This is a genomic window from Azonexus hydrophilus, from assembly GCF_001956855.1.
In the GTDB taxonomy this organism is placed as follows: Bacteria; Pseudomonadota; Gammaproteobacteria; order Burkholderiales; family Rhodocyclaceae; genus Azonexus; species Azonexus hydrophilus_A.
In genome coordinates, this window is record NZ_MTHD01000002.1 from 438,891 (window position 1) to 461,422 (window position 22,532).

Sequence of the window (22,532 nt, forward strand, 5' to 3'; positions counted from 1 at the left end):
GTCTTCCTTGATCAGGCGGCGTCGGCGACAGCCTGGTAGGCAGCGGCGTCGAGCAGGGCGTCGATATCGGCCAGGTTGTCCGGCGTCATCTTGAACAGCCAGGCGGCGTAGGCATCGGCGTTGACCGATTCCGGCGCATCGGCAGCAGCCTGGTTCACTTCGGTGACGGTGCCGGCGATCGGCGCATAGACATCAGCGGCGGCCTTGACCGACTCGACCACGGCGATTTCCTTCTCGGCGTCGTAATGCGCGCCGACTTCCGGCAGCTCGACGAAGACCAGATCACCCAGCGCTTCCTGCGCGTGGTCGGAAATGCCGACGGTGACGGTGCCATCGGCGTTCTTCAGAACCCATTCGTGGGAGGCAGCGTACTTGAGGTTGGACGGGACGTTGGACATGGTTTTCTCCTGATTGGGTGAATTTGAATTAGATGACGGCTTTGCCGTTGCGGGCGAATACGGGTTTGACGACCTTGGCCTTGAGCAGCTTGCCACGGATATCGACCTCGACTTCGTCACCGATGGCGACGCCGAGCGGCAGTCGGGCGAGGGCGATGGATTGCTGCAGCGTTGGTGAGAAACTACCTGAGGTAATTTCTCCATTGCCTTGTTTTGTAATGACTTGTTGGTGTCCGCGCAGCACGCCCTTGTCGAGCAGGATGAGGCCGAGGAATTGCTTCTGCTGGCCGTTTGCGGTCAACGCGGCTTTGCCGACGAAATCGCGCTCGTCCTTCATGGCGACGGTCCAGGCCAGGCCAGCATCAAGCGGCGAGACGGTTTCATCCATGTCCTGGCCGTAGAGGTTCATGCCGGCTTCCAGGCGCAGCGTATCGCGGGCACCGAGGCCGCAGGGCGCGACGCCGGCATCCTTCAGTGCGTTCCACATGGCTTCGGCTTCGCCGGCCGGCAGCATGATTTCGTAGCCGTCTTCACCGGTATAACCGGTGCTGGCAATGAAATACTGGTCGACTTCAGCGGCAAAGAACGGCTTCAGATCGGCGATTGCCGCCTTGGCCTGCGGCAGCACCTGCCACACCCGGGCGCGGGCGTTCGGGCCCTGCACGGCGATGATGCCGAGATTGTTCGCGCCGTCGCGGCGCTGGGTGATGGTCACGTCCAGCTTCCATTCGGCGACCTTGGCCTGCATCCAGGCCAGATCCTTGTCGGCGGTGCCGGCATTGACGACGATACGGAAACGCGTGTTGGTGAGGAAGTAGATGATCAGGTCGTCGATGACGCCGCCGGCATCGTTGAGCATGGCGGCGTAGAGCGCCTTGCCGGAAACCGTCAGTTTGGCCACGTCGTTGGCGACCAGGCGGGACAGGAAGGGCCGGCAATCGGCGCCGACAACATCGACCGGGCACATGTGCGAGACATCGAACATGCCGCAGTCCTTGCGCACCGCGTGGTGTTCCTCGATCTGCGAGCCGTAGTTCACCGGCATGTCCCAGCCGCCGAAATCGACCATCCGGGCATTGAGCGCGCGATGGGCGGCGTTGAGCACTGTTTTCTTCAGCATATCAATCCTTTACAGACGATTTTTAACGTCAGTTCTAGAAACGGAAAAGGGGTGAAACGAAAGATTGGATCTTGCGTTTCACCCCTCTGTCCTCGATACCTGAGAGATTTGCCCCATCGGTGGATGTCGACCGCAAAAGTCTTCATCACTCTCCAGAGTTTCAGCAGCCAAGCTACTGATTCCGCGGTCCTTTTGCCTGAGCGTTTTCGGGTGGGTTTGCGCCTTCGGCGGCAGGTGTTCCTGCTCTCTCCCACGGAATGGATCGCACTATAGCCGGACATCGTTGTCCTAGCAACATGCTGCGCTGCACAAGCCTGCCGGCCGGCGCCTGCCTTCGTGATAAACTCCGCGTTTGCTTTTGTCCTGATTTCCGTGAATCCCGCCAATTTCGATTTCCATTGCCATTCTTCCGTATCCGACGGCTTGCTGCCGCCAGCGGAGGTTGCCCGGCGGGCGGCTGCCAATGGCGTCGATCTGTGGGCGCTGACCGATCACGACGATCTGGGCGGCCTCGACATCGCCCGGGAAACTGCCGAAGCGGCGGGCATGCGGTTTGTTTCCGGGGTCGAAATATCGATCGAGTGGAACAATCTGCCGATCCATATCGTCGGGCTTGGTTTTGACCAGCATCACCCGGATCTGACCGGTGGCCTGGCAGCCCTGCGCAGCGGCCGTCTCGAACGCGCCAGGCGGATGGGCGAGGCGCTTGCCGCCATCGGTATCCCCGGCGTCTTCGAAGGCGCCATGGGGTATGTGACCAATCCCAACCTGATTTCGCGCGCCCATTTCGCCCGCTACCTGGTGTCGATCGGCATCGCCCGCGAGATGTCGGGCGTGTTCCAGCATTACCTGACGCCGGGCAAGCCCGGTTACGTCGATCATCGCTGGGCCGGGCTGGCCGAGGCGGTGGCGTGGATCACCGCAGCCGGTGGTGTCGCCGTCGTCGCGCATCCCGGTCGTTACAAGATGTCCGGCGGTGACATGCGCAAGTTCCTCGATGAGTTCAAGGATCTCGGCGGGCGAGCCATCGAGGTGACGAGCGGCAGCCATTCGCCCGACCATGTGCTGCACTTTGCCCGGCTGGCGCGCCATTATGGCTTTCATGCGTCGCGCGGCTCGGATTTTCACGGCCCCGAGGAAAGCTATGTTGACCTCGGTCGCCTGCCACAATTGCCCCAGGACCTGAAACCGGTCTGGCGCCTCATCGATTGAACCATGGCCCGCGTCGTCAATATTCACCCGGATTCTCCCCAGTCGCGCCTGCTTGTGCAGGCGGCCGAATTCATCCGCAATGGCGCCATCGTCGCGCTGCCGACGGATTCCTGCTACGCCCTTGGCTGCCACCTCGGCGACAAGGAAGCGCTTGACCGCATCCGCCTGATCCGCCAGATGGACGATCGTCACCACCTGACGCTGATGGTCCGCGACCTGTCGGAAATCGCCCATTTCGCCCGCGTCGATAACGCCCAGTACCGCTTGCTGAAGGCAGCTACGCCGGGTAGCTATACCTTCATTCTCGAAGGCAGCAAGGAGTTGCCGCGCCGTGTCATGCACCCGAAGCGCAAGACGATCGGCGTGCGCGTGCCGGATCATCCGATTGCGCTGGCCCTGCTCGAAGAACTGAAAGAGCCGCTGCTGACGACGACGCTGCAGTTGCCGGGCGACGAAAATCCGCTGACCGAAGGCTGGGAAATCCAGGATCGCCTGGAAGATCAGATCGAACTGATTCTCGACGCCGGCACTTGCGGTATCGAACCGACGACGGTGGTCGATCTGACCGGCCCGGCGCCGGAGCTGGTACGCGCCGGGCGTGGGCCGCTGGCGCCGTTCGGGTTCGAATGACATGCTCGACATCAACGCCCTGATCCAGACGATTGCCATCGCCGCCTTGCCGGTGATCTTCGCGATCACGCTGCACGAAGCGGCGCACGGTTACGCGGCGCGCCACTTCGGCGATCCGACCGCCTGGCAGTTGGGGCGCATCAGTCTCAATCCGCTGCGCCACATCGATCCGATCGGTACCATCGTGATCCCGGTCGCCATCCTGCTGTTTTCGGCGGGCAGCTTCCTGTTTGGTTATGCCAAGCCGGTGCCGGTGGATTTCACCCGGCTGCGCAACCCCAAGCGCGACATGCTCTGGGTCGCCGCTGCAGGACCGGCTGCCAACTTGCTGATGGCCTGCTTCTGGGCGCTGATGTTCAAACTGTCCTGGGCGGTGCCGGAGTTTTTCAGCGTGCCGCTGGCGCGCATGGCCGAGTACGGCATCATCATCAATTGTGTGCTGATGGTCCTCAATCTGTTGCCGTTGCCGCCGCTCGACGGTGGTCGCATCGCCGTCAGCCTGCTGCCGCACCGTCTCGCCTGGCAGTTCTCGCGCATCGAGCCCTGGGGCTTTCCGATTTTGCTGGTCCTGCTGTTCACCGGTATCCTCGGCGACATCCTGAATCCGCTGGTGCTGTTTTCGGCGCAGATCATCACAACCATTTTCGGTCTTTATTAAAAAACGCTATGTACGCAGAACGTGTCCTTTCCGGCATGCGTCCCACCGGGGCGCTGCATCTTGGTCATTACCACGGGGTCCTGAAGAACTGGGTCCAGCTTCAGCACGAATATCCCTGCCTGTTCTTCGTCGCCGACTGGCACGCCCTGACGACCAATTACGACAACCCGCAGAGCATCGAGAAATCGACCTGGGACATGGTCATCGACTGGCTGGCCGCTGGTGTCGATCCGAACCAGGCGACGCTGTTCATCCAGTCGCGGGTGCCAGAGCATGCCGAACTGCATCTGCTGATGTCGATGATGACGCCGCTCGGCTGGCTCGAGCGCGTGCCGACCTACAAGGACCAGCAGGAAAAGCTCGCCAACAAGGATCTGTCGACCTACGGCTTCCTCGGCTATCCGCTGCTGATGAGTGCCGACATCCTGATCTACCGTGCCGACAAGGTGCCGGTCGGCGAGGACCAGATCCCGCACGTCGAATTCACCCGCGAGCTGGCGCGTCGCTTCAACCACATGTATGGCCGCGAACCCGGTTTCGAGGACAAGGCGCGTGAGGCGGTGAAGAAGCTTGGCGGCAAGAAAGCCCGTTTGTACGAGGAATTGCGCGTGCGCTTCCAGCAGGATGGCGACAAGGATGCCGTCGAGCAGGCGCGAGCCATGCTCAACGACATCCAGCACCTGTCGACGCAGGACCGCGAGCGTCTGTTTGGTTTCCTTGAAGGCACCGGCAAGATGATCCTGGTCGAGCCGGGCTACCTGCTGACCGAGGAATCGAAGATGCCGGGTCTCGACGGGCAGAAAATGTCGAAGTCGTACAACAACACGATCACGCTGCGCGAATCCGAGGAGTCGGTGGCCAAGAAGATCAAGGGCATGCCGACCGATACCCAGCGCGTGCGTCGCACCGATCCGGGCGATCCGGCGCGCTGCCCGGTGTGGCAGCTGCATCAGGTCTATTCCGATGACGCGACCCGGGAATGGGCGCAGCAGGGTTGCCGCACTGCCGGTATCGGCTGCATCGAGTGCAAGCAGCCGGTGATCGAGGGCATTCTGAAGGAGCAGGCGCCGATGCGCGAGCGTGCTCAGGTCTATCTCGACGATCCGACGCTGGTCAAGAACATCATCGCCGACGGTTGCGAGAAGGCACGCGAAATGGCGCGCGAGACGATGCGCGACGTACGCGAGTCGATGGGCCTGGAATACCACTGATGTCCGTTGCGTCGTTCCGCTTCCGCTGTCCGGCGGTCGGCGCATGAATATTGCGGTCGACCTGCCGCAACCGGCACTTTTCCCGCCGGTTGCCCGCATCTACGGCGAGCCGATGGCGGCTTTGCCGCAGGATCTGTACATCCCGCCGGATGCGCTGGCGATCATGCTCGACGCCTTCGAAGGGCCGCTCGATCTGCTGCTCTACCTGATCCGCAAGGCCAACGTCGATATCCTCGATATCCCGATGGCGCCGCTGACCCGGCAGTACCTCGACTACATCGACAAGATGGAGGCGAACAATCTCGAACTGGCTGCCGAATATCTGGTGATGGCGGCGATGCTGATCGAGATCAAGTCGCGCATGCTGCTGCCGCGACCGAAGCTGGGCGAGGGCGACGAAGCCGAGGACCCGCGCGCCGAACTGGTGCGCCGGCTGATGGAATACGAGCAGATGAAGATCGCCGGCCAGAATCTCAACGCGCTGCCGCAGGCCGAGCGTGAGTTCTTCTGGGTCGAGACGCTGGTCGAGAAGTCGCTGCACGTGCGTCTGCCGGAAGTATCGGTCGATGATCTCAAGGAGGCCTGGATGAACGTGGTGCGCCAGGCCGTACTGAAGCGCAACCACAAGATCAGTCGCGAGGAGTTGTCGGTGCGCGAGCACATGGGCATCATCCTTCGCCATCTGCAGGAGAAGGGCGGTTTCGTCCAGTTCGAGACGCTGTTCGATCCGGCGATGGGGCCGCCCGGGCTGGTCGTGCATTTCATCGCGATGCTCGAACTCGGGCGCGAGAAGCTGATCCGCATCACGCAGACGGAAGCCTTTGCGCCGATCTACGTCAATCTGCGCGACGGCGAGCCCGAACCGGTCATGGAAGAGGATGATGGAACCGAGTCAGGTCAAGAAAATCCTTGAGGCGGCGTTGCTCGCCACGCGCGAGCCGATGACGACGCACGACATGAAGAAAATGTTCGACGAGGACCTTTCTTCGGATACCCTGCGCAAGCTGCTCGACCAGTTGCGTGCCGAGTGGGCGGAGCGGCCGGTCGAACTGATCCAGCTGGCATCGGGTTGGCGTTTCCGGACGCGGGCCGAGTATCTGCCTTATCTCGAACGCCTGAATCCCGAACGGCCGCCGAAATATTCGCGGGCGGTGCTGGAGACCCTCGCCATCATCGCCTACCGTCAACCAGTGACGCGCGGTGATATCGAGGAAATCCGCGGCGTCGCGGTCAATACCAATGTAGTCAAAACCCTGGAAGAGCGTGGCTGGATCGATGTGGTCGGTCACCGCGACACGCCAGGTCGTCCGGCACTGTTTGCCACGACGAAACAATTTCTCGATGATCTGGGCCTGCGCAGCGTCAGCGAACTGCCGCCGCTTGAACAAATCAGCCAGACACTGGAGCTGAACCATGAAAACCAATAAACGTACGCCATTCCGCGCCGCGGAAAACAAGGCTGAAAGCGGTCCCGAAAATCGCCCGCGCCGGGGTGTTGACCGCAACAAGGCACCAGCCCGCGAATTCGTCGCGCGCACCAAGGACGAGGCGCCGCCGGTTGCCGACGAAGCCGTCGACAAGCCGGCGCCGCGGCGGCGTCAGGGCGTGCCGCAGACCGGCCGGGCCAATCGCGGCACGATCGGCCGTAACGGCAAGCCGCTGATCGAAGCCAAGCCGGAACGCCTGCAGAAGGCGCTGGCCCAGGCAGGTGTCGGCTCGCGCCGGGAGATGGAGGAATGGATTGCCGCCGGCAAGGTCAGCGTCAATGGCGTTGTCGCCACCATCGGCCAGTCGGTGATTCCGACCGACAAGGTCAAGATCGGCGGTCGTCTGATCAACATCCGCTTCACCGGCAGCAGTTCGCGTCCGCCGCGCGTGCTGATCTATCACAAGCCGGAAGGCGAGATCGTCTCGCGCGATGATCCGGATGGCCGTCCGTCGGTGTTCGCGGCGCTGCCGCGCATGCGCGGCGGCCGCTGGATCAACGTCGGTCGCCTCGATTTCAATACCTCCGGTCTGTTGCTGTTCACCACCTCGGGCGAACTGGCCAACAAGCTGATGCATCCGAGTTCCGAACTGGTACGCGAGTACGCCGTGCGCGTGCTCGGCGAACTGACCCTGGAAGCGCAGCAGCAGTTGCTCGAAGGGGTCCAGCTCGAAGACGGACCGGCCAGCTTCTCCAGTCTGGTCGATGCCGGCGGTGAGGGGGCCAACAAGTGGTACCGCGTCAGTCTGTTCGAAGGGCGCAACCGCGAAGTGCGGCGCATGTTCGAAGCGGTTGGTTGCACGGTCAGCCGTCTGATCCGTGTCCGCTACGGGCCGTTTGCGCTGCCGCCGCAACTCAAGCGTGGTCGTTGCCAGGAACTGAACGAAAACGAGGTCAAGGTCCTGATGCGCGAGCTGGCGAAGTCCGATAAGGCCCAGGAAGCCCTGGCCGAGGCGGGAAAAAGCACGCCGTAGCCTGTGAAGCGATTGTTAGGGAGGAATAAACTCGTTATAATTCACGGGTTTGTTCCTCCTGCCGTTTCGGCAGGCATCTTATTTTTCTGAGGTGGGCGTTTCGCCCATTTTTTATTTGTGCCTATGGATTTGAATTCGCTGCTTGAAACGACGGTGACCGGCCTCGGTTATGAACTCGTTGATGTCGAAATGTCGCCGCGCGGCAGGACCATTCGTGTCTTCATCGATGCCCCGGAAAAGGAGCGTGGTGTCGATGTGGACGACTGCGCCAAGGTTTCCAACCAGCTGACGCGCGTTTTCGAGGTCGAGAACATCGATTTTGACCGGCTTGAGATTTCTTCGCCCGGCATGGACCGTGTTGTGAAGAAGGAAGCCGACTTCGAGCGTTTCGCCGGTCAGGAAATCCAGATCAAGCTGCGCATCCCGCACAATAATCGCCGCAACTTCCAGGGGCATCTGCTCGGCTGCAAGGACGGCAAGGTTGGTCTTCGCCTTGACAAGGAAGACACGGAACTCGAATTCAACAATATCGAAAAGGCACGTCTGGTGCCGAAATTCGACTGAAGTACCTGGAGGTTTTAGCCCATGAGCCGTGAACTGTTGCTGCTGGTCGATGCATTGGCCCGCGAAAAGAACGTCGCCAAGGAAATCGTGTTCGGTGCCCTTGAGCTGGCGCTCGCATCCGCGACCAAGAAGCGTATCCACGACGAAGCCGAAGTGCGTGTCGTCATCGATCGTGCCACCGGAAATTACGATACCTTCCGCCGCTGGCTGGTCGTGCCGGAGAACGAATACGTCAACGAATACCTCCAGATTCCGTTGCCGGAAGCCCAGAAGGACGATCCGGACATCGAGCCGGGCGATTACCTGGAAGAGCCGCTGGAGCCGATCGATTTCGGCCGTATCGGTGCCCAGGCTGCCAAGCAGGTCATCCTGCAGAAAATCCGCGACGCCGAGCGTGAGCAGATCCTGGCTGACTTCCTCGACCGCAAGGAACATGTCGTTTTCGGTACGATCAAGCGTATGGAACGTGGCAATGCCGTGATCGAAGCCGGCAAGATCGAAGCGCTGCTGCCGCGCGACCAGATGATCCCGAAGGAAAACCTGCGCGTCGGCGACCGGGTCCGTGCCTATCTGCTGCGTATCGATCGCGGTGCCCGTGGTCCGCAGATCATCCTGTCGCGCACTGCGCCGGAATTCGTCATCAAGCTGTTCGAGCTCGAAGTGCCGGAAATCGAAGATGGCCTGATGGAGCTGAAGGCTTGTGCCCGCGATCCTGGCATGCGCGCCAAGATTGCCGTTAAATCCAATGATCCGCGTATCGATCCGATCGGTACCTGCGTTGGCCTGCGCGGTTCGCGTGTCACCGCCGTGCGTAATGAAATCGGCGGTGAGAACATCGATATCGTGCTGTGGTCTGCCGATCCCGCCCAGTTCGTCATCGGCGCGCTGTCGCCGGCTGAAGTCACCTCGATTGTCGTCGATGAAGAAAAGCACGCGATGGATGTCGTGGTTGACGAAGACAACCTGGCGATCGCCATCGGCCGCAGCGGCCAGAACGTTCGTCTGGCTTCCGAGCTGACTGGCTGGACCATCAACCTGATGACCCAGGACGAATCGGCCAAGCGTTCCGAGGCCGAATACGCAGTAACCCGCGTCACCTTCATGGAAAAGCTGGATATCGACGAGGAACTCGCCGATCTGCTGATCGAGGAAGGTTTCTCGACGCTGGAAGAAGTCGCTTACGTACCGCTCGCCGAAATGCTGGAAATCGAAGGTCTGGACGAGGGTATCGTCAACGAATTGCGCAATCGCGCCCGTAATGTGTTGCTGACGGAAGCCATTGCCACCGAGGAAAAACTTGAGAGTGTGTCCGAAGACCTGATTGGTCTTGAGGGGATGACCAAGGAACTGGCCGCCAAACTGGCCGAACACGATGTCAAGACGCGCGATGATCTCGCCGAACTGGCGGTTGATGAACTGACGGAAATGACCGGCATTGACGAAGAGCGTGCCAAGGAAATCATTCTCAAGGCACGAGCTCACTGGTTCGAGTGAGCAGGAGGTAGGAAGTATGTCCGCAACAACTGTTTCACAATTTGCCGTTGAACTGAAAATGCCGGTCGAGGCACTGCTCGAGCAATTGGGCCGTGCCGGTGTCGGCAAGTCAGGCGGTAACGATTCCCTGTCCGATCAGGACAAGACCAGTCTGCTTGATTACCTGCGCCGTTCGCACGGTGAGGATCATCCCAAGACCAAGATCACCCTGATGCGCAAGCAGACTTCGGAAATCAAGGCGACCGATTCGCATGGTCGTGCCCGTACCGTCCAGGTCGAAGTGCGCAAGAAGCGCGTGCTGGTCAAGCGCGATGTTGCTGAGCATCTGCCGGATGCAGCCGACGATGAGCACGAAGAGTCCGAGGTGATCGATCAGGTGCTGGATATTCAGGCCGAGGCTGTCGCCGATGTCGCTCCCGAGCCGGTGATCGAGGAAGTGCCGGAGCCGGTGGTCGAAATTGAGCCGGAACCCGAGCCGGAGCCGGAAATCGTGCCGGAACCTGAACCCGAACCGGTTGTCGAGGCCGCAGCGGAAGCCGTTGAGGCCAGCGCGCCCGCACCTGTCCGCCGTACGCTGGACCGGGCATCGATCATCGGTGAAAAAGAACTCAAGAACCGCGAGGAAGAGGCTCGTCGTTCCAATCGTCTGCGTGAAATCCAGGAGCGCGAGCTCAAGGAAAAGCAGGCGCGCGAAGCCCGTCTTTCGCAGATGCGCCAGCAGGCCGAAGCGGCTGCCGCGGCAGCCAAGCTTGCCGAAGAGGCCAAGCAACAGGCGGCGGCGCAGGCGCGTACCAACGAAGGTGAGAAGGGTACGCTGCACAAGAAGCCTGACGCACCGGGTGCTGCCAAGAAGGGCGACAAGGGCGGTCGTGCTTCCGATGATGGCAAGAAGAAGAGCGGTATCAAGACCCGCGGTTCTGACAGCGGCAGTGGCTGGAAGGATAATCGCCACGGTCACAAGAAGTCGCACAAGTCCGATGACGGGCAGGGCAGCTTCCAGGCGCCGACCGAGCCGGTCAGCCGCGAAGTGCATATTCCGGAAACCATTTCCGTCTCTGACCTGGCGCACAAGATGGCAGTGAAAGCCATCGAAATCATCAAGGTCATGATGAAGATGGGTTCGATGGTCACCATCAACCAGGTGCTGGACCAGGAAACGGCGATGATCGTCGTCGAGGAAATGGGCCACAAGGCATTTGCTGCCAAGCTGGATGATCCGGACGCCTTCCTCGAGGATCACGCCGAGCACAAGGACGTGCCGCTTGAGCACCGTGCGCCGGTGGTGACCGTCATGGGTCACGTCGACCACGGCAAGACCTCGCTGCTCGACTACATCCGTCGTGCCAAGGTGGCTTCCGGCGAAGCCGGCGGCATTACCCAGCACATCGGTGCCTACCACGTCGAAACCGAACGCGGCATGATCACCTTCCTCGATACACCGGGTCACGAAGCGTTTACCGCCATGCGTGCCCGTGGTGCCAAGGCAACCGACATCGTTATCCTGGTGGTGGCGGCTGACGACGGCGTGATGCCGCAGACCAAGGAAGCGATCCACCACGCCAAGGCGGCCGGTGTGCCGCTGGTGGTCGCGGTGAACAAGATCGACAAGCCGGATGCCAACCTGGACCGCGTCAAGCAGGAACTGGTTGCCGAAGGCGTCATTCCGGAAGAGTACGGCGGCGATTCACCTTTCGTTGGTGTTTCGGCCAAGAAGGGTACCGGCATCGACGAGTTGCTCGAGCAGGTGCTGTTGCAGGCTGAAGTGCTGGAACTGACGGCGCAGAAGGATGCACCGGCCAAGGGGCTGATCATCGAAGCGCGTCTCGACAAGGGGCGTGGTGCGGTGGCAACGATGCTGGTCCAGACCGGCACCCTGAAACGTGGCGACATCGTGCTGGCCGGCCAGGTCTTTGGTCGTGTCCGGGCGATGCTCGACGAAAACGGCAAGCCGATCAACGAGGCAGGTCCGTCGATCCCGGTGGAAATCCTCGGTCTGTCGGATGTGCCGGCAGCTGGCGAAGAAGCCATTGTGCTGGCTGACGAAAAGAAGGCACGGGAAATCGCCTTGTTCCGTCAGGGCAAGTTCCGCGACGTCAAGCTGGCCAAGCAGCAGGCGGCCAAGCTGGAAAACATGTTCCAGCAGATGGAAGAGGGCGCAGTCAAGACCCTGCCGCTGATCGTCAAGGCCGACGTGCAAGGTTCGCAGGAAGCCCTGGTGCAGACCCTGGCCAAGCTGTCCAACGAGGAAGTCCGTGTCCAGATCATTCACGGCGCGGTCGGCGCGATCAGCGAATCCGACGTCAACCTGGCGCAAGCCTCGGGTGCCGTCATCATCGGCTTCAACATCCGTGCCGATGCCGGTTCGCGCAAGCTGGCCGAGAGCTTCGGGGTCGACATCCGTTACTACAACGTGATTTACGACGCGGTCGACGAGGTCAAGGCAGCCCTGACCGGCATGTTGGCGCCGGAGAAGCGTGAGCAGATTACCGGCATGGTCGAGATTCGCCAGGTCATCACCGTTTCGAAGGTGGGTAATATTGCTGGCTGTTATGTGCTGGAAGGCTTCATCAAGCGCAATTCGCGTGTCCGTCTGCTGCGCAACAACGTCGTACAGTGGGATGGCGAGCTCGATTCGCTCAAGCGCTTCAAAGACGACGTCAAGGAAGTGCGTTCCAATTTCGAGTGCGGTCTGTCGCTGCGTGGCAACAATGACATCCAGGAAGGCGATCAGCTCGAAGTGTACGAAATCCAGGAAGTGGCACGTTCGCTGTAATGAAGAAGCAGCAGACACGAGGCTTTCAACGGGGAGACCGGGTCGCGGAGCAGGTACGCCGCGATCTGGCCGACCTGATCCGTACGGAACTCAAGGATCCGCGCGTTGGCATGATCAGTCTGACTGCGGTCGAGCTGACGCCGGATTACGCGCACGCCAAGGTGTACTTCACGACGCTCAATTCCGAGCACCTGCCCGAGATCGAGCAGGGGCTGAAGCGCTCTGCGGGTTTCCTGCGGCGCGAACTGGGGCGGCGCATCCACATTCACACCTTGCCGGAACTGCATTTCATCTATGACAGTTCGCTCGAATACGGCGCGAGCATGACGGCGCTGATCCAGCAGGCCAACGCCATCAGCGACCAGACGCCGGAAGACTGAGGCGCCGATGGAGCCGAGGGTCAAGAAAACCTGGAAGCAGGTTGATGGTGTGCTGCTGCTCGACAAATCCCTGGGCATGAGTTCCAACGACGCGCTGCAAAAGGCGCGTCGCCTGTTCTCGGCGGCGAAGGGCGGCCATACCGGTACCCTCGATCCGCTGGCGACCGGCCTGCTGCCGCTGTGCTTCGGCGAGGCGACGAAGTTCTCCGCCGATCTGCTCGATGCCGACAAGACCTACGAGGCCGAACTCAAGCTGGGGGTCGTCACCGATTCCGGTGACGCCGAAGGCGCGGTGATTGCCACTGCTGCGGTCAACGTCCGTGAAAGCGACATTTTCCCCGTTTTGCAGGCGTTGACCGGAAACATCCTGCAGGTGCCACCGATGCACTCGGCACTCAAGCGCGATGGTCGCCCGCTCTACGAACTGGCGCGCCAGGGCATCGTTGTCGAGCGCGAGGCGCGGCCGGTGACCATTCATTCGATCGAATTGCTTGAATTTGCCGGCGACCGCCTGCGTATCTCCGTCAGTTGCAGCAAGGGTACCTATATCCGGGTGCTGGCGGCCGATATCGGGGCAGCGCTCGGTTGCGGGGCGCACCTGACCGCGTTGCGGCGGACCCGGGTCGGCGATCTGGTGCTCGACGGGGCGCTGACGCTGGCGCAGATCGACGCGATCGAGGAGGGTGCCCGTACGGCCTGCCTGCGGCCGGTCGATGCACTGTTGCAGAGTCTGCCGCGTCTGGATGTCGCCGGCGAGGCGGAGCAGCGTTTCCGCCATGGCAATCCGGTCGATCTGCCGACCGGTTTTGCCGGCAAGATCCGGGTCTATGCAGATGACGTCCTGATCGGTGTTGGTGAGCCGGGCTCTGGTGGGCGTCTGTGGCCGAAAAGACTGGTGCAGTTGGCGCTGTAAACTGATACAATCCGCCGCTTTCCGATGTCGTCGGAAAAATTTTCCAATTGGCGTTCGCTCTATCAAACCGGGGCTGCGTCGTTTTAACGAAAGAGGGTTTTGAAATGTCCGTTACTACCGAACAGAAGGCAAGCATCGTTGCCGAATACGCACAGTCCAAGGGCGACACCGGCTCCCCGGAAGTCCAGGTTGCCCTGCTGACCGCCCGCATCAATGATCTGATGCCGCACTTCAAGGAACACGTCAAGGATCACCACTCCCGTCGTGGTCTGTTGCACCTCGTGTCCCAGCGTCGCAAGCTGCTGGACTACCTGAAGGGCAAGAACGTCGAGCGTTACCGCGCCCTGATCACCAAGCTCGGCCTGCGCAAGTAAGCGCGGCAGCAGCCACGAAAAGCGGCCCGGATTCTTCCCGGCCGCTTTTTTGTTTTTCAGTCGTACCGTTGTTCTTTGTTGTCATGCAAGCTATTGTTATTGTTGTTAATTGTGATGAGAGTGAAAGGAAGATATGTTTAATGTCGTGAAAAAAACCTTCGCCTATGGCGACCATCAGGTCACCATCGAGACCGGCGAAATCGCCCGCCAGGCTGGCGGTGCCGTCCTCGTTTCCATGGAAGAAACCGTTGTTCTGGTTACTGTCGTTGCGGCCAAGAATGCCAAGCCGGGCCAGGACTTCTTCCCGCTGACCGTTGATTACCAGGAAAAAGTTTACGCTGCCGGCCGTATCCCCGGTGGCTTCTTCAAGCGCGAAGGCCGTCCTTCCGAAAAGGAAACGCTGACCTGCCGCCTGATCGATCGTCCGATCCGCCCGTTGTTCCCGGATGGTTTCTACAATGAAGTCCAGGTCATCGCCACCGTGATGTCGCTGAACCCGGAAGTCGATTCCGACATTCCGGCCCTGATTGGCGCTTCGGCCGCCCTGGCCATCTCCGGTGTGCCGTTCAACGGCCCGATCGGCGCCGCCCGCGTCGGCTACATCGACGGCCAGTATGTCCTGTGCCCGACCCTGAGCCAGCTCAAGACCAGCCAGCTCGACCTCGTCGTTGCCGGTACCGAAGCTGCCGTGCTGATGGTTGAATCCGAAGCCGACCAACTGCCGGAAGATGTCATGCTCGGCGCCGTCGTGTTCGGTCATACCGAAATGCAGAAGGCGATCAACGCCATCAACGAACTGGTCGAAGAAGCCGGCAAGCCGGAATGGGACTGGCAAGCGCCGGCCCAGGACGAAGCCCTGGTCGCCAAGCTGAAGGATCTGGTCGCTGCCAAGCTCGAAGAAGCCTACAACATCACCGTCAAGCAGACGCGCAGCCAGGCCGTCAAGGAAATCCGTGCCGAAGCCATCGCCGCCCTGTGTCAGGGTGAAGGTGCGCCGGACGAGAATACCGTCGGCAACCTGTTCCATGAAATCGAAGCCGCCATCGTGCGTGGCCGCATTCTGAGTGGCGCGCCGCGTATCGACGGCCGCAATACCCGCACCGTGCGTCCGATCACCATGCGTTCCGGCGTCCTGCCGCGCACCCACGGTTCGGCCCTGTTCACCCGTGGCGAAACCCAGGCGCTGGCTGTTGCCACGCTCGGTACCAACCGTGACGAGCAGATCATCGATGCGCTGGCCGGTGAATACCGCGACCGCTTCATGCTGCACTACAACATGCCCCCGTACGCCACCGGCGAATGCGGTCGCGTCGGTACGCCGAAGCGTCGCGAAGTCGGCCACGGTCGTCTGGCCAAGCGCGCGCTGCTGGCGGTGCTGCCGAAGCCGGAAGATTTCTCGTACTCGATGCGCCTGGTTTCGGAAATCACCGAATCCAACGGTTCCTCGTCGATGGCTTCCGTTTGCGGCGGCTGTCTGGCGCTGCTCGACGCCGGCGTGCCGCTGAAGGCACACGTTGCCGGCATCGCCATGGGCCTGATCAAGGACGGCAACCGCTTCGCTGTGCTGACCGACATCCTCGGCGACGAAGATCACCTCGGCGACATGGACTTCAAGGTGGCCGGCACGACCGCCGGTATCACCGCGCTGCAGATGGACATCAAGATCCAGGGCATCACCAAGGAAATCATGCAGGTGGCACTGGCGCAAGCCCAGGAAGCCCGTCTGCACATCCTGAACCTGATGCAGGAAGCTGCTGCCGGCCCGCGTGAAGAGATGTCGGCTTACGCCCCGCGTCTGTACACCTTCAAGATCAATCCGGAAAAGATCCGTGACGTGATCGGCAAGGGCGGCGCCGTCATCCGTGCGCTGACCGAAGAAACCGGCACCACGATCGACATCCAGGATGACGGCACGATCACCATCGCTGCCACCAGCGGCGAAGCTGCTGCTGCCGCCCGTTCGCGCATCGATGCGATCACGGCGGAAGTCGAGATCGGCAAGATCTATGAAGGTACCGTGCTGAAGATTCTTGATTTCGGTGCGATCGTTTCCGTGCTGCCGGGCAAGGATGGTCTGCTGCACATCTCGCAGATCGCCCAGGAACGTGTCAACAAGGTCGAGGATTACGTCAAGGAAGGCCAGATTGTGCGCGTCAAGGTTCTCGAAACCGACGACCGCGGCCGCGTCAAGCTGTCGATGAAGGCTGTTGCCGCCGAAGAGGGCACCGCTGCCGCTCCGGTCCAGCAAGAACAGCAGTAATCGCTGTCACGCTAAAAGCAAAGGGCACCGCAAGGTGCCCTTTTTTCATTCCTGCAGGCAGTCGACCGCAGGATTCCGGAAAATGACGAATTATTTCGCCATCTGCCTTTCCTTCATTTCATCGAGCGTCTTGCAGTCGATGCACAGCGTTGCCGTCGGGCGCGCTTCCAGGCGCTTGATGCCGATTTCAACGCCACATTTGTCGCAGAAGCCGTAGTCGCCATCGTTGATGCGCGTCAGCGTTTCCTCGATCTTCTTGATCAGCTTGCGCTCGCGGTCGCGGTTGCGCAGTTCGATTGCGATGTCGGTTTCCTGGCTGGCACGGTCGTTGGGGTCGGCAAAAACTGTCGCTTCGTCCTGCATGGTGTGTACCGTGCGGTCGATGTCTTCGCTCAGTTCCTTCTTCAGCGTTTCCAGGATCTTGCGGAAATGCGTGAGCTGCTTGTTGCTCATGTACTCCTCACCAGCCTTCGGCTCGTAAGGTGCGAAATGTTTGTGAAGCAATTCTTCTGCCATTTTGTGAGCGCTTCCAGTGACCAAAAAACCGATTAAATATCAGAAAGCCGTGCGTCAGGCAAGGAAAAGCCTTGTTGCAGCGCAATGTAAGCGGCGGAGAAATTTGTCGAATTGCGCAAGATGACTGGTGCAGCGCGGTCGGCACTGATACAATGCGCACCTTCGTCGGGGCGTAGCGCAGTCTGGTAGCGCATCTGCTTTGGGAGCAGAGGGTCGTGAGTTCGAATCCCACCGCCCCGACCATTTCCTTTTTCGTGGCACTTTCGTGGCATCTCCTGCGCCCGTAGCTCAACTGGATAGAGCAATTGCCTTCTAAGCAATAGGTCGGGGGTTCGAGTCCCTCCGGGCGCGCCAGGCTACCCTGTCGGTTGAACCTGCTCCTGCTGCTCAGCGCTTGCCCGTAATCCTTTGCCTGATTTCCCCGTTGCAACTTGCTGCCACGCGTGCGTACTCTTCAGCGCTGTCGATCGCTCGATGTTCAATATTGACCTTGTTGAGCAGTCGGGTGATGTAGGGAATCCATCGTTCGTCTATCTCGTTCTGCAGTTTTGTGCTGCTTTCGCCGGCGCTGTTGCGCCAGGGGTTGGCGCGTTCGAAGCGGCGCTTCAGTGCTTCGGTGATTTCTGCTTCGATTTTCCTCGCGTGCTCCCGGTAGGTGTCGACGTGCCTCAATTCATGGCGGTAGATCTCGTCGTGTGCGCAGCTGCCGGGGGGAAACTCCCTGCTCACGTAGATGGTCAGTGGACTGAAGCCATATTCGAGCCGCAGTGAAAAGCTGGCGCATTCCTGCCGCTCATCGGGAGTTCTTGCCACCGTTCCCTTGACTTCAAAACGGGCAACGGCCAGGCCACGGGTCAAGCCGAGGACTTCGATATCGCGCCGGGTGTGGTCCTCGCTCAGGTTGCGAAGGGTCTTGTAGCTGTAATCGAAGTTCCTGGTCGGCTGGCTTTCCAGGCGGACAACGCTGATGGAAGAGGGCGGCAGTTCGGCGCAAGCGGCAAACACCGCCGGGGTGAGACTGGTCAGCAAGGCCAGCAAGCATCCGCGCGCCTGATTGCGCAGCCTGTCCTTTTTTCCGTCAGTGAAATACATTGTCTGTCAGCCTCCGGGGGGAAGCGCCCCCATTCACATCAATATGGATTGCCTGAATCATGAGACATCGTAGCTTCTTTGGAATCTTGTGTTTTGTTGTTGCGCTTGTAGCCTGTGGCGGCAGTGAGGAAAAACTGGCAGCTGTTCCAGCCGGGCAGCGTGTGCTGGCCTTTGGCGACAGTGTGACTTACGGTACCGGGGCTGCTGCGGGAGAGGACTGGCCTGCCTTGCTTGCCGCACAGACTGGCTGGCAGGTGATCAACGCCGGCGTGCCAGGCGATACCGCGCAGGCGGGCAAGTCGCGGATGCAGGGATTGCTGGATGAACACCGGCCGGCATTGGTCATCATTGAAATCGGCGGGAACGATTTCCTGCGACGGCGGCCGCCGGGGCAGGTCAAGGAGGATATCCGGGAGCTGATAAGAGCGGCGAAGGCTGCCGGTGCGCAGGTTGTGCTGGTTGGTGTCCCGGAGTTGTCGCTGCTGGCGGTGGTGTCCGGACGACCCACGGACTCTCCTGTTTATGAAGCTTTGGGTAAAGAGGAAGGGGTGCCGGTGATCGGCGAGGTGTTTTCCGATGTGCTTGGCCGGCCTGAGCTTTGTGCAGACAGGATTCATCCGAATGCCGAGGGCTATCGTTACCTGGCCGACGGTATCCTGAAAGACCTGAAGGCGCTTGGTTTGTCGCGGTGAGGCAAGCATGAATGCCATTGGAAATGCCATAATCCGGCATCTCGTTCAAATTGCCTGATATTCCGGTCTTCACGATGTCGCCAGACGCCACTTCTCCATCTTCCGGCCATGCCGCGTCGTTCCGGCTCGGTTCAAGGTTCCAGAGCTGGCTGGTCATTGGTGTGCTGGTGCTCAATGTCGTGATGATCACCGTCGGTGTCCAGAGCCTGCTGGCCAGCCGGGAGCGCAGCATTGATCAGGTCCGTGGCAACGCGGGCAATCTTGCGGCGTTGCTTGAACTCAATGTTGCCGATTCCGTGAAACGCATCGATCTCGGTTTGCTCAGCATCGTCGATGTCCTGGAGTCCCTGTCCGAAGAGGCGTTGCTCAGCGACGAAGTGATCGAGCGTCTTCTCCAGTTACATCTGGAGCGCCATCCTGCGGTCGACGCTTTTCGTGTCAGCAACCAGCGGGGGGAACTGATCTGGGGACGGGGTGTTGACCGGGCAGCTCCGGTTTCTCTCGCGGATCGGCCTTTTTTCGCTAAACATCAGGCGCATCCCGGACAGCAATTGATTGTTGCGGAGCCGGTTCTCGGACGGGTTTCGAAAATTTGGGTTGTTGCCTTCACCCGCTCCTATCGCAAGCCTGACGGTTCGTTTGCCGGTGTGGTGACCGCTGCCGTAACCCTTGATTATTTCACGCGCCTGTTGTCACCACTCAAATTGGGTACGCACGGCGTCGCAGCAATCCATCACCGTAACCAGGCTTTGCTCACCCGCTATCCGGCGATCGAAGGTGAGGTCGGTCAGCCGGGCTACAAGGATATTCCCGACGGTTTCAAGGCATTGCTGGCATCTGGAGTGGCTAGCGGAACGTTCCAGTCGGAGCTTGATGGCATCGTGCGCTTCAATGCCTATCGCCAGATTCAGCACACACCGTTTGTCCTGACTGTGGCCATGGCGCCGGCGGATTTTCTTGCCGATTGGCAGCGTGAAATCCGCAACACCATCATCCTGTTGCTGGTTTTCTTCGCTGCCACCGTTTTTGCTGCCTGGATGCTGCGACGTTACTGGTGGCAGATCCGCAATCAGGCGTTGTTTCTCAATACACTGATCGAAAGTACGCCGGTGCCTTTTTTTTACAAGGATACCGCGGGTCGCTACCTGGGTTGCAATCAGGCCTTCGAGGCCTTGCTGGGCAAGTCGCGTGACGAAATCATCGGCAAGTCGGTATTCGAGATGGCGCCGCCGGAGATTGCCCGTCGCTATCACGAAAAGGATGCCGAACTGTTCGAGCATCCGGGTAACCAGACCTACGACTGGGTGATTCAGAGCCATGGTGAAATTCGTCATGTGATCTTTCACAAGGCCAGCTTTCAGCATGCAGATGGCAGCATTGCCGGCTTGATCGGCGGCATTACGGATGTCACCGAACTCAAGCGGATTCAGGACGAACTGCAGTCGCATCGCGACAACCTGGAAGCCCTCGTCGCTGAACGGACCGTACAGCTGGCCCAGGCCAAGGATGCTGCCGAGGAGGCAAGCCGGGCCAAGAGTGCCTTCCTGGCCAACATGAGTCACGAACTGCGGACGCCGATGAACGGCATCATGGGAATGATCGATCTGGTCTGGCGGAAAATGACCGATCCCAAGGGGCGCGAGCAATTGGCGAAAGCCAAGCAGTCGTCCCGGCATTTGCTTGAACTGATCAACGACATCCTGGATATTTCAAAGATCGAGGCGCAGCGAATGGTGCTTGAGGAGACATCCTTCAGATTCCAGGATGTGCTTGATAATCTGGAGGATCTCCTGAGTCACAGGGCGCAGGAAAAGGGACTTGTGCTACAGATCGACGCAGCACAGGGACTGGCGGACCAGTCCCTGTTGGGCGATCCGCTGCGACTGGGGCAGGTGCTGCTCAATCTTGCCGGCAATGCGGTCAAATTTACCGGGCAGGGCTCAGTGACGGTACGCGTTGCCATACTCGAGGACAATCCATCGGATTTGTTGCTGCGTTGCGAAGTTGCCGATACGGGGATCGGTATCCTTCCGGCGGATCAGCCACGTCTGTTTACGGCCTTTGAACAGGCCGACAGTTCAACGACCCGGAAGTACGGCGGAACCGGCTTGGGGTTGGCGATCAGCAAGCGCCTGGTCGAACTGATGGGAGGTGAGATCGGGGTCAAGAGTGCGCCCGGAGAGGGGAGTTCCTTCTGGTTCGTTGTGCGCCTTGGTAAGGAACTGGCATCGCCTGACGGAAGTTCGCATGTCATCGGGCATGAATCTATCGAGTTGCTTCTGCACCGGACATTTTCGGGTAGTCGGGTTCTGCTGGTCGAAGATGAACCGATCAGCAGCGAGGTTTCTTGCTGCCTGCTGGAAGATGTCGGGCTTGTCGTCGATCTGGCTGTTGATGGTGCCGAGGCAGTGGCGATGGCCAGAGGCAACCGCTATGCAGCGATCCTGATGGACATGCAGATGCCGAATCTCAATGGTGTCGATGCCACACGGGCAATCCGTGCTGATTCGCTGAACATGCACACACCGATTCTGGCGATGACTGCGAATGCTTATGACGAAGACCGCAAGGCTTGCTACGAGGCTGGCATGAACGAGCATATCGGCAAGCCGATACACCCGGAGCAACTGTTCGAGGCCTTGCTCAGATGGCTGGAGAAGCAGGCCGTTCGCGAACAATGAGTGCTATCGGACAATTTCTTTTATGTCGTTTCCTGCGGTCGACCGCAGGAAACAGCAATTTATGAGGATGACCATGATTCTGGTGACAGGCGGTACGGGTTATATTGGTTCGCATACGGTGGTTGAACTGCTTGCCCGGGGCGAGCAGGTGCTGATTCTGGATAACCTTTGCAACAGCAGCCTGAAGGTACTCGAGCGGATCGAATCGATCACTGGCAAGCGGCCGGGATTCGTCAAGGCTGATATTCGCGACAAGGATGCGTTACAGGCGGTATTCAATGAACACCGGATCGGCTCAGTAGTGCACTTCGCCGGGCTGAAGGCTGTAGGGGAGTCGGTGGCGCAGCCGCTGGCTTATTACGACAACAATGTCTCCGGCACGGCAAATCTGTTGCAGGTGATGGCGGAAGCCGGTGTCAGGCGGCTGGTTTTCAGTTCTTCCGCAACGGTTTATGGCGATCCTCATACCGTGCCGATTCGTGAGGATTTTCCGCTGCATGCGACGAATCCCTACGGACGCACGAAACTGATGATCGAGGAAATGCTGCGGGACCTGGCGCTTTCCGACCCGACCTGGCGAATTGCAATCCTGCGCTACTTCAATCCGGTCGGTGCTCACGCCAGCGGTCTGATCGGAGAGAGCCCGAATGGCGTGCCGAACAACCTGATGCCTTTTGTTGCCCAGGTGGCACTCGGCCGGCGGACGGAGCTGTCGGTTTTTGGCAGCGATTATCCGACTTCGGACGGTACGGGGGTGCGCGATTACATTCACGTCGTTGATCTGGCGCTCGGTCATCTGGCGGCATTGGATGAACTGGCTCGCTCGTCGGGTACGCTGACGGTCAATCTTGGAACCGGGCAGGGCTATAGCGTTCTTGATATGGTGCGCGCTTTTGAACAAGCCTCCGGTCGCTCGGTACCATACCGGCTGGTTGATCGCCGTCCCGGTGATATTGCCAGTTGCTATGCAGATCCGGTTCTCGCAGAAAAAATCCTGGGGTGGCGGGCGAAGCGGAGCATCGGGGAAATGTGCGCCGACACCTGGCGCTGGCAAGCCGGAAATCCTGAAGGCCTGTAGCATTTTTCCCCATGAGCGATAGCAAC

General features: G+C 60.1%; 21 protein-coding genes, 2 tRNA genes and 2 riboswitches. Of the genes, 19 read left to right on the top strand and 4 right to left on the bottom strand.

Annotated elements, in window-relative coordinates:
* Nucleotides 1–11 precede the first annotated feature (11 nt).
* Nucleotides 12–398 (bottom strand): glycine cleavage system protein GcvH, encoded by a 387-nt coding sequence (gcvH, locus tag BJN45_RS06655; protein ID WP_076093296.1) that lies wholly within the window; start codon nucleotides 396–398, stop codon nucleotides 12–14.
* Nucleotides 399–426: 28 nt separating this feature from the next.
* Entirely contained in the window at nucleotides 427–1,518 is a 1,092-nt protein-coding gene (gene gcvT / locus BJN45_RS06660) for a glycine cleavage system aminomethyltransferase GcvT (RefSeq protein ID WP_076093298.1), read from the bottom strand.
* A 76-nt stretch (nucleotides 1,519–1,594) separates the two neighbouring features.
* Nucleotides 1,595–1,684, bottom strand: a riboswitch (glycine riboswitch).
* Nucleotides 1,685–1,692: 8 nt separating this feature from the next.
* Nucleotides 1,693–1,781: riboswitch (glycine riboswitch) on the bottom strand.
* A 109-nt stretch (nucleotides 1,782–1,890) separates the two neighbouring features.
* On the opposite strand from gcvT, the gene BJN45_RS06665 reads away from it, so the two are divergent.
* The 14 genes from BJN45_RS06665 (at nucleotide 1,891) to pnp (ending at nucleotide 16,447) form a co-directional block, all read left to right on the top strand.
* Nucleotides 1,891–2,730 (top strand): 3',5'-nucleoside bisphosphate phosphatase, encoded by an 840-nt coding sequence (locus tag BJN45_RS06665; RefSeq protein WP_076093300.1) that lies wholly within the window; start codon nucleotides 1,891–1,893, stop codon nucleotides 2,728–2,730.
* A gap of 3 nt (nucleotides 2,731–2,733) precedes the next feature.
* Nucleotides 2,734–3,360 (top strand): L-threonylcarbamoyladenylate synthase, encoded by a 627-nt coding sequence (locus BJN45_RS06670; protein WP_076093302.1) that lies wholly within the window; start codon nucleotides 2,734–2,736, stop codon nucleotides 3,358–3,360.
* A gap of 10 nt (nucleotides 3,361–3,370) precedes the next feature.
* On the top strand, nucleotides 3,371–4,018 hold the full coding sequence (locus BJN45_RS06675) for a site-2 protease family protein (protein WP_076094169.1): 648 nt from the start codon (nucleotides 3,371–3,373) through the stop codon (nucleotides 4,016–4,018).
* 8 nt (nucleotides 4,019–4,026) lie between these two features.
* A complete protein-coding gene (locus BJN45_RS06680; protein ID WP_076093304.1) occupies nucleotides 4,027–5,229 on the top strand; it encodes a tryptophan--tRNA ligase in 1,203 nt (400 codons plus the stop codon).
* Between the two features lie 43 nt (nucleotides 5,230–5,272).
* Nucleotides 5,273–6,142 carry a segregation and condensation protein A gene (locus tag BJN45_RS06685; protein ID WP_076093306.1) on the top strand — a complete coding sequence of 290 codons (870 nt, stop codon included), beginning with the start codon at nucleotides 5,273–5,275 and terminating at the stop codon, nucleotides 6,140–6,142.
* Nucleotides 6,111–6,656, top strand: a complete 546-nt coding sequence (gene scpB, locus BJN45_RS06690) for an SMC-Scp complex subunit ScpB (protein WP_076094172.1) — start codon at nucleotides 6,111–6,113, stop codon at nucleotides 6,654–6,656. The genes BJN45_RS06685 and scpB overlap by 32 nt, the downstream gene beginning before the upstream one ends.
* A complete protein-coding gene (gene rluB, locus BJN45_RS06695) occupies nucleotides 6,643–7,689 on the top strand; it encodes a 23S rRNA pseudouridine(2605) synthase RluB (protein WP_076093308.1) in 1,047 nt (348 codons plus the stop codon). The genes scpB and rluB overlap by 14 nt, the downstream gene beginning before the upstream one ends.
* A gap of 123 nt (nucleotides 7,690–7,812) precedes the next feature.
* Entirely contained in the window at nucleotides 7,813–8,253 is a 441-nt protein-coding gene (rimP, locus tag BJN45_RS06700) for a ribosome maturation factor RimP (RefSeq protein WP_076093310.1), read from the top strand.
* A gap of 21 nt (nucleotides 8,254–8,274) precedes the next feature.
* On the top strand, nucleotides 8,275–9,747 hold the full coding sequence (gene nusA, locus BJN45_RS06705) for a transcription termination factor NusA (RefSeq protein ID WP_076093312.1): 1,473 nt from the start codon (nucleotides 8,275–8,277) through the stop codon (nucleotides 9,745–9,747).
* A 16-nt stretch (nucleotides 9,748–9,763) separates the two neighbouring features.
* Nucleotides 9,764–12,520, top strand: a complete 2,757-nt coding sequence (infB, locus tag BJN45_RS06710) for a translation initiation factor IF-2 (protein ID WP_076093314.1) — start codon at nucleotides 9,764–9,766, stop codon at nucleotides 12,518–12,520.
* Nucleotides 12,520–12,900 (top strand): 30S ribosome-binding factor RbfA, encoded by a 381-nt coding sequence (rbfA, locus tag BJN45_RS06715; protein ID WP_076093315.1) that lies wholly within the window; start codon nucleotides 12,520–12,522, stop codon nucleotides 12,898–12,900. Before infB ends, rbfA begins: the two co-directional genes overlap by 1 nt.
* A 7-nt stretch (nucleotides 12,901–12,907) precedes the next feature.
* Entirely contained in the window at nucleotides 12,908–13,813 is a 906-nt protein-coding gene (gene truB / locus BJN45_RS06720; RefSeq protein WP_076093317.1) for a tRNA pseudouridine(55) synthase TruB, read from the top strand.
* A 104-nt stretch (nucleotides 13,814–13,917) separates the two neighbouring features.
* Nucleotides 13,918–14,187, top strand: a complete 270-nt coding sequence (gene rpsO / locus BJN45_RS06725) for a 30S ribosomal protein S15 (protein WP_076093320.1) — start codon at nucleotides 13,918–13,920, stop codon at nucleotides 14,185–14,187.
* A gap of 133 nt (nucleotides 14,188–14,320) precedes the next feature.
* Nucleotides 14,321–16,447 (top strand): polyribonucleotide nucleotidyltransferase, encoded by a 2,127-nt coding sequence (gene pnp, locus BJN45_RS06730; protein ID WP_076093322.1) that lies wholly within the window; start codon nucleotides 14,321–14,323, stop codon nucleotides 16,445–16,447.
* 90 nt (nucleotides 16,448–16,537) lie between these two features.
* Here pnp and dksA read toward each other — a convergent pair whose 3' ends face one another.
* Entirely contained in the window at nucleotides 16,538–16,963 is a 426-nt protein-coding gene (gene dksA / locus BJN45_RS06735) for an RNA polymerase-binding protein DksA (protein WP_076093324.1), read from the bottom strand.
* 166 nt (nucleotides 16,964–17,129) lie between these two features.
* Between dksA and BJN45_RS06740 the strand changes: the two genes are divergently transcribed.
* Both BJN45_RS06740 and BJN45_RS06745 read left to right on the top strand, forming a co-directional pair.
* Nucleotides 17,130–17,206, top strand: a tRNA-Pro gene (locus BJN45_RS06740).
* 34 nt (nucleotides 17,207–17,240) lie between these two features.
* Nucleotides 17,241–17,317: transfer RNA gene (locus BJN45_RS06745), tRNA-Arg, on the top strand.
* A 33-nt stretch (nucleotides 17,318–17,350) separates the two neighbouring features.
* Here the strand turns inward: BJN45_RS06745 and BJN45_RS06750 are convergent.
* Nucleotides 17,351–18,055: a hypothetical protein gene (locus BJN45_RS06750; protein WP_076093326.1), complete on the bottom strand. Its 705-nt coding sequence runs from the start codon at nucleotides 18,053–18,055 to the stop codon at nucleotides 17,351–17,353.
* 59 nt (nucleotides 18,056–18,114) lie between these two features.
* On the opposite strand from BJN45_RS06750, the gene BJN45_RS06755 reads away from it, so the two are divergent.
* From BJN45_RS06755 to galE, 3 genes are all read left to right on the top strand, one after another.
* Complete coding sequence (locus tag BJN45_RS06755) at nucleotides 18,115–18,747, top strand: arylesterase (protein WP_076093328.1); 633 nt, start codon at nucleotides 18,115–18,117, stop codon at nucleotides 18,745–18,747.
* 74 nt (nucleotides 18,748–18,821) lie between these two features.
* Complete coding sequence (locus BJN45_RS06760; RefSeq protein ID WP_083650953.1) at nucleotides 18,822–21,428, top strand: hybrid sensor histidine kinase/response regulator; 2,607 nt, start codon at nucleotides 18,822–18,824, stop codon at nucleotides 21,426–21,428.
* A 67-nt stretch (nucleotides 21,429–21,495) separates the two neighbouring features.
* Nucleotides 21,496–22,506, top strand: coding sequence for a UDP-glucose 4-epimerase GalE (galE, locus tag BJN45_RS06765; protein ID WP_076093332.1), 1,011 nt, complete (start codon nucleotides 21,496–21,498; stop codon nucleotides 22,504–22,506).
* Nucleotides 22,507–22,532: the final 26 nt, after the last annotated feature.

What these genes read in the sequence shown, in the direction of transcription:
- gcvH (WP_076093296.1), bottom strand. Translation starts at nt 398, where the DNA reads ATGTCCAACGTCCCGTCCAACCTCAAGTACGCTGCCTCCCACGAATGG.
- gcvT (WP_076093298.1), bottom strand. Translation starts at nt 1,518, where the DNA reads ATGCTGAAGAAAACAGTGCTCAACGCCGCCCATCGCGCGCTCAATGCC.
- BJN45_RS06670 (WP_076093302.1), top strand. Translation starts at nt 2,734, where the DNA reads ATGGCCCGCGTCGTCAATATTCACCCGGATTCTCCCCAGTCGCGCCTG.
- BJN45_RS06680 (WP_076093304.1), top strand. Translation starts at nt 4,027, where the DNA reads ATGTACGCAGAACGTGTCCTTTCCGGCATGCGTCCCACCGGGGCGCTG.
- BJN45_RS06685 (WP_076093306.1), top strand. Translation starts at nt 5,273, where the DNA reads ATGAATATTGCGGTCGACCTGCCGCAACCGGCACTTTTCCCGCCGGTT.
- scpB (WP_076094172.1), top strand. Translation starts at nt 6,111, where the DNA reads ATGGAACCGAGTCAGGTCAAGAAAATCCTTGAGGCGGCGTTGCTCGCC.
- rluB (WP_076093308.1), top strand. Translation starts at nt 6,643, where the DNA reads ATGAAAACCAATAAACGTACGCCATTCCGCGCCGCGGAAAACAAGGCT.
- rimP (WP_076093310.1), top strand. Translation starts at nt 7,813, where the DNA reads ATGGATTTGAATTCGCTGCTTGAAACGACGGTGACCGGCCTCGGTTAT.
- nusA (WP_076093312.1), top strand. Translation starts at nt 8,275, where the DNA reads ATGAGCCGTGAACTGTTGCTGCTGGTCGATGCATTGGCCCGCGAAAAG.
- infB (WP_076093314.1), top strand. Translation starts at nt 9,764, where the DNA reads ATGTCCGCAACAACTGTTTCACAATTTGCCGTTGAACTGAAAATGCCG.
- rbfA (WP_076093315.1), top strand. Translation starts at nt 12,520, where the DNA reads ATGAAGAAGCAGCAGACACGAGGCTTTCAACGGGGAGACCGGGTCGCG.
- truB (WP_076093317.1), top strand. Translation starts at nt 12,908, where the DNA reads ATGGAGCCGAGGGTCAAGAAAACCTGGAAGCAGGTTGATGGTGTGCTG.
- rpsO (WP_076093320.1), top strand. Translation starts at nt 13,918, where the DNA reads ATGTCCGTTACTACCGAACAGAAGGCAAGCATCGTTGCCGAATACGCA.
- pnp (WP_076093322.1), top strand. Translation starts at nt 14,321, where the DNA reads ATGTTTAATGTCGTGAAAAAAACCTTCGCCTATGGCGACCATCAGGTC.
- dksA (WP_076093324.1), bottom strand. Translation starts at nt 16,963, where the DNA reads ATGGCAGAAGAATTGCTTCACAAACATTTCGCACCTTACGAGCCGAAG.
- BJN45_RS06750 (WP_076093326.1), bottom strand. Translation starts at nt 18,055, where the DNA reads ATGTATTTCACTGACGGAAAAAAGGACAGGCTGCGCAATCAGGCGCGC.
- BJN45_RS06755 (WP_076093328.1), top strand. Translation starts at nt 18,115, where the DNA reads ATGAGACATCGTAGCTTCTTTGGAATCTTGTGTTTTGTTGTTGCGCTT.
- BJN45_RS06760 (WP_083650953.1), top strand. Translation starts at nt 18,822, where the DNA reads ATGTCGCCAGACGCCACTTCTCCATCTTCCGGCCATGCCGCGTCGTTC.
- galE (WP_076093332.1), top strand. Translation starts at nt 21,496, where the DNA reads ATGACCATGATTCTGGTGACAGGCGGTACGGGTTATATTGGTTCGCAT.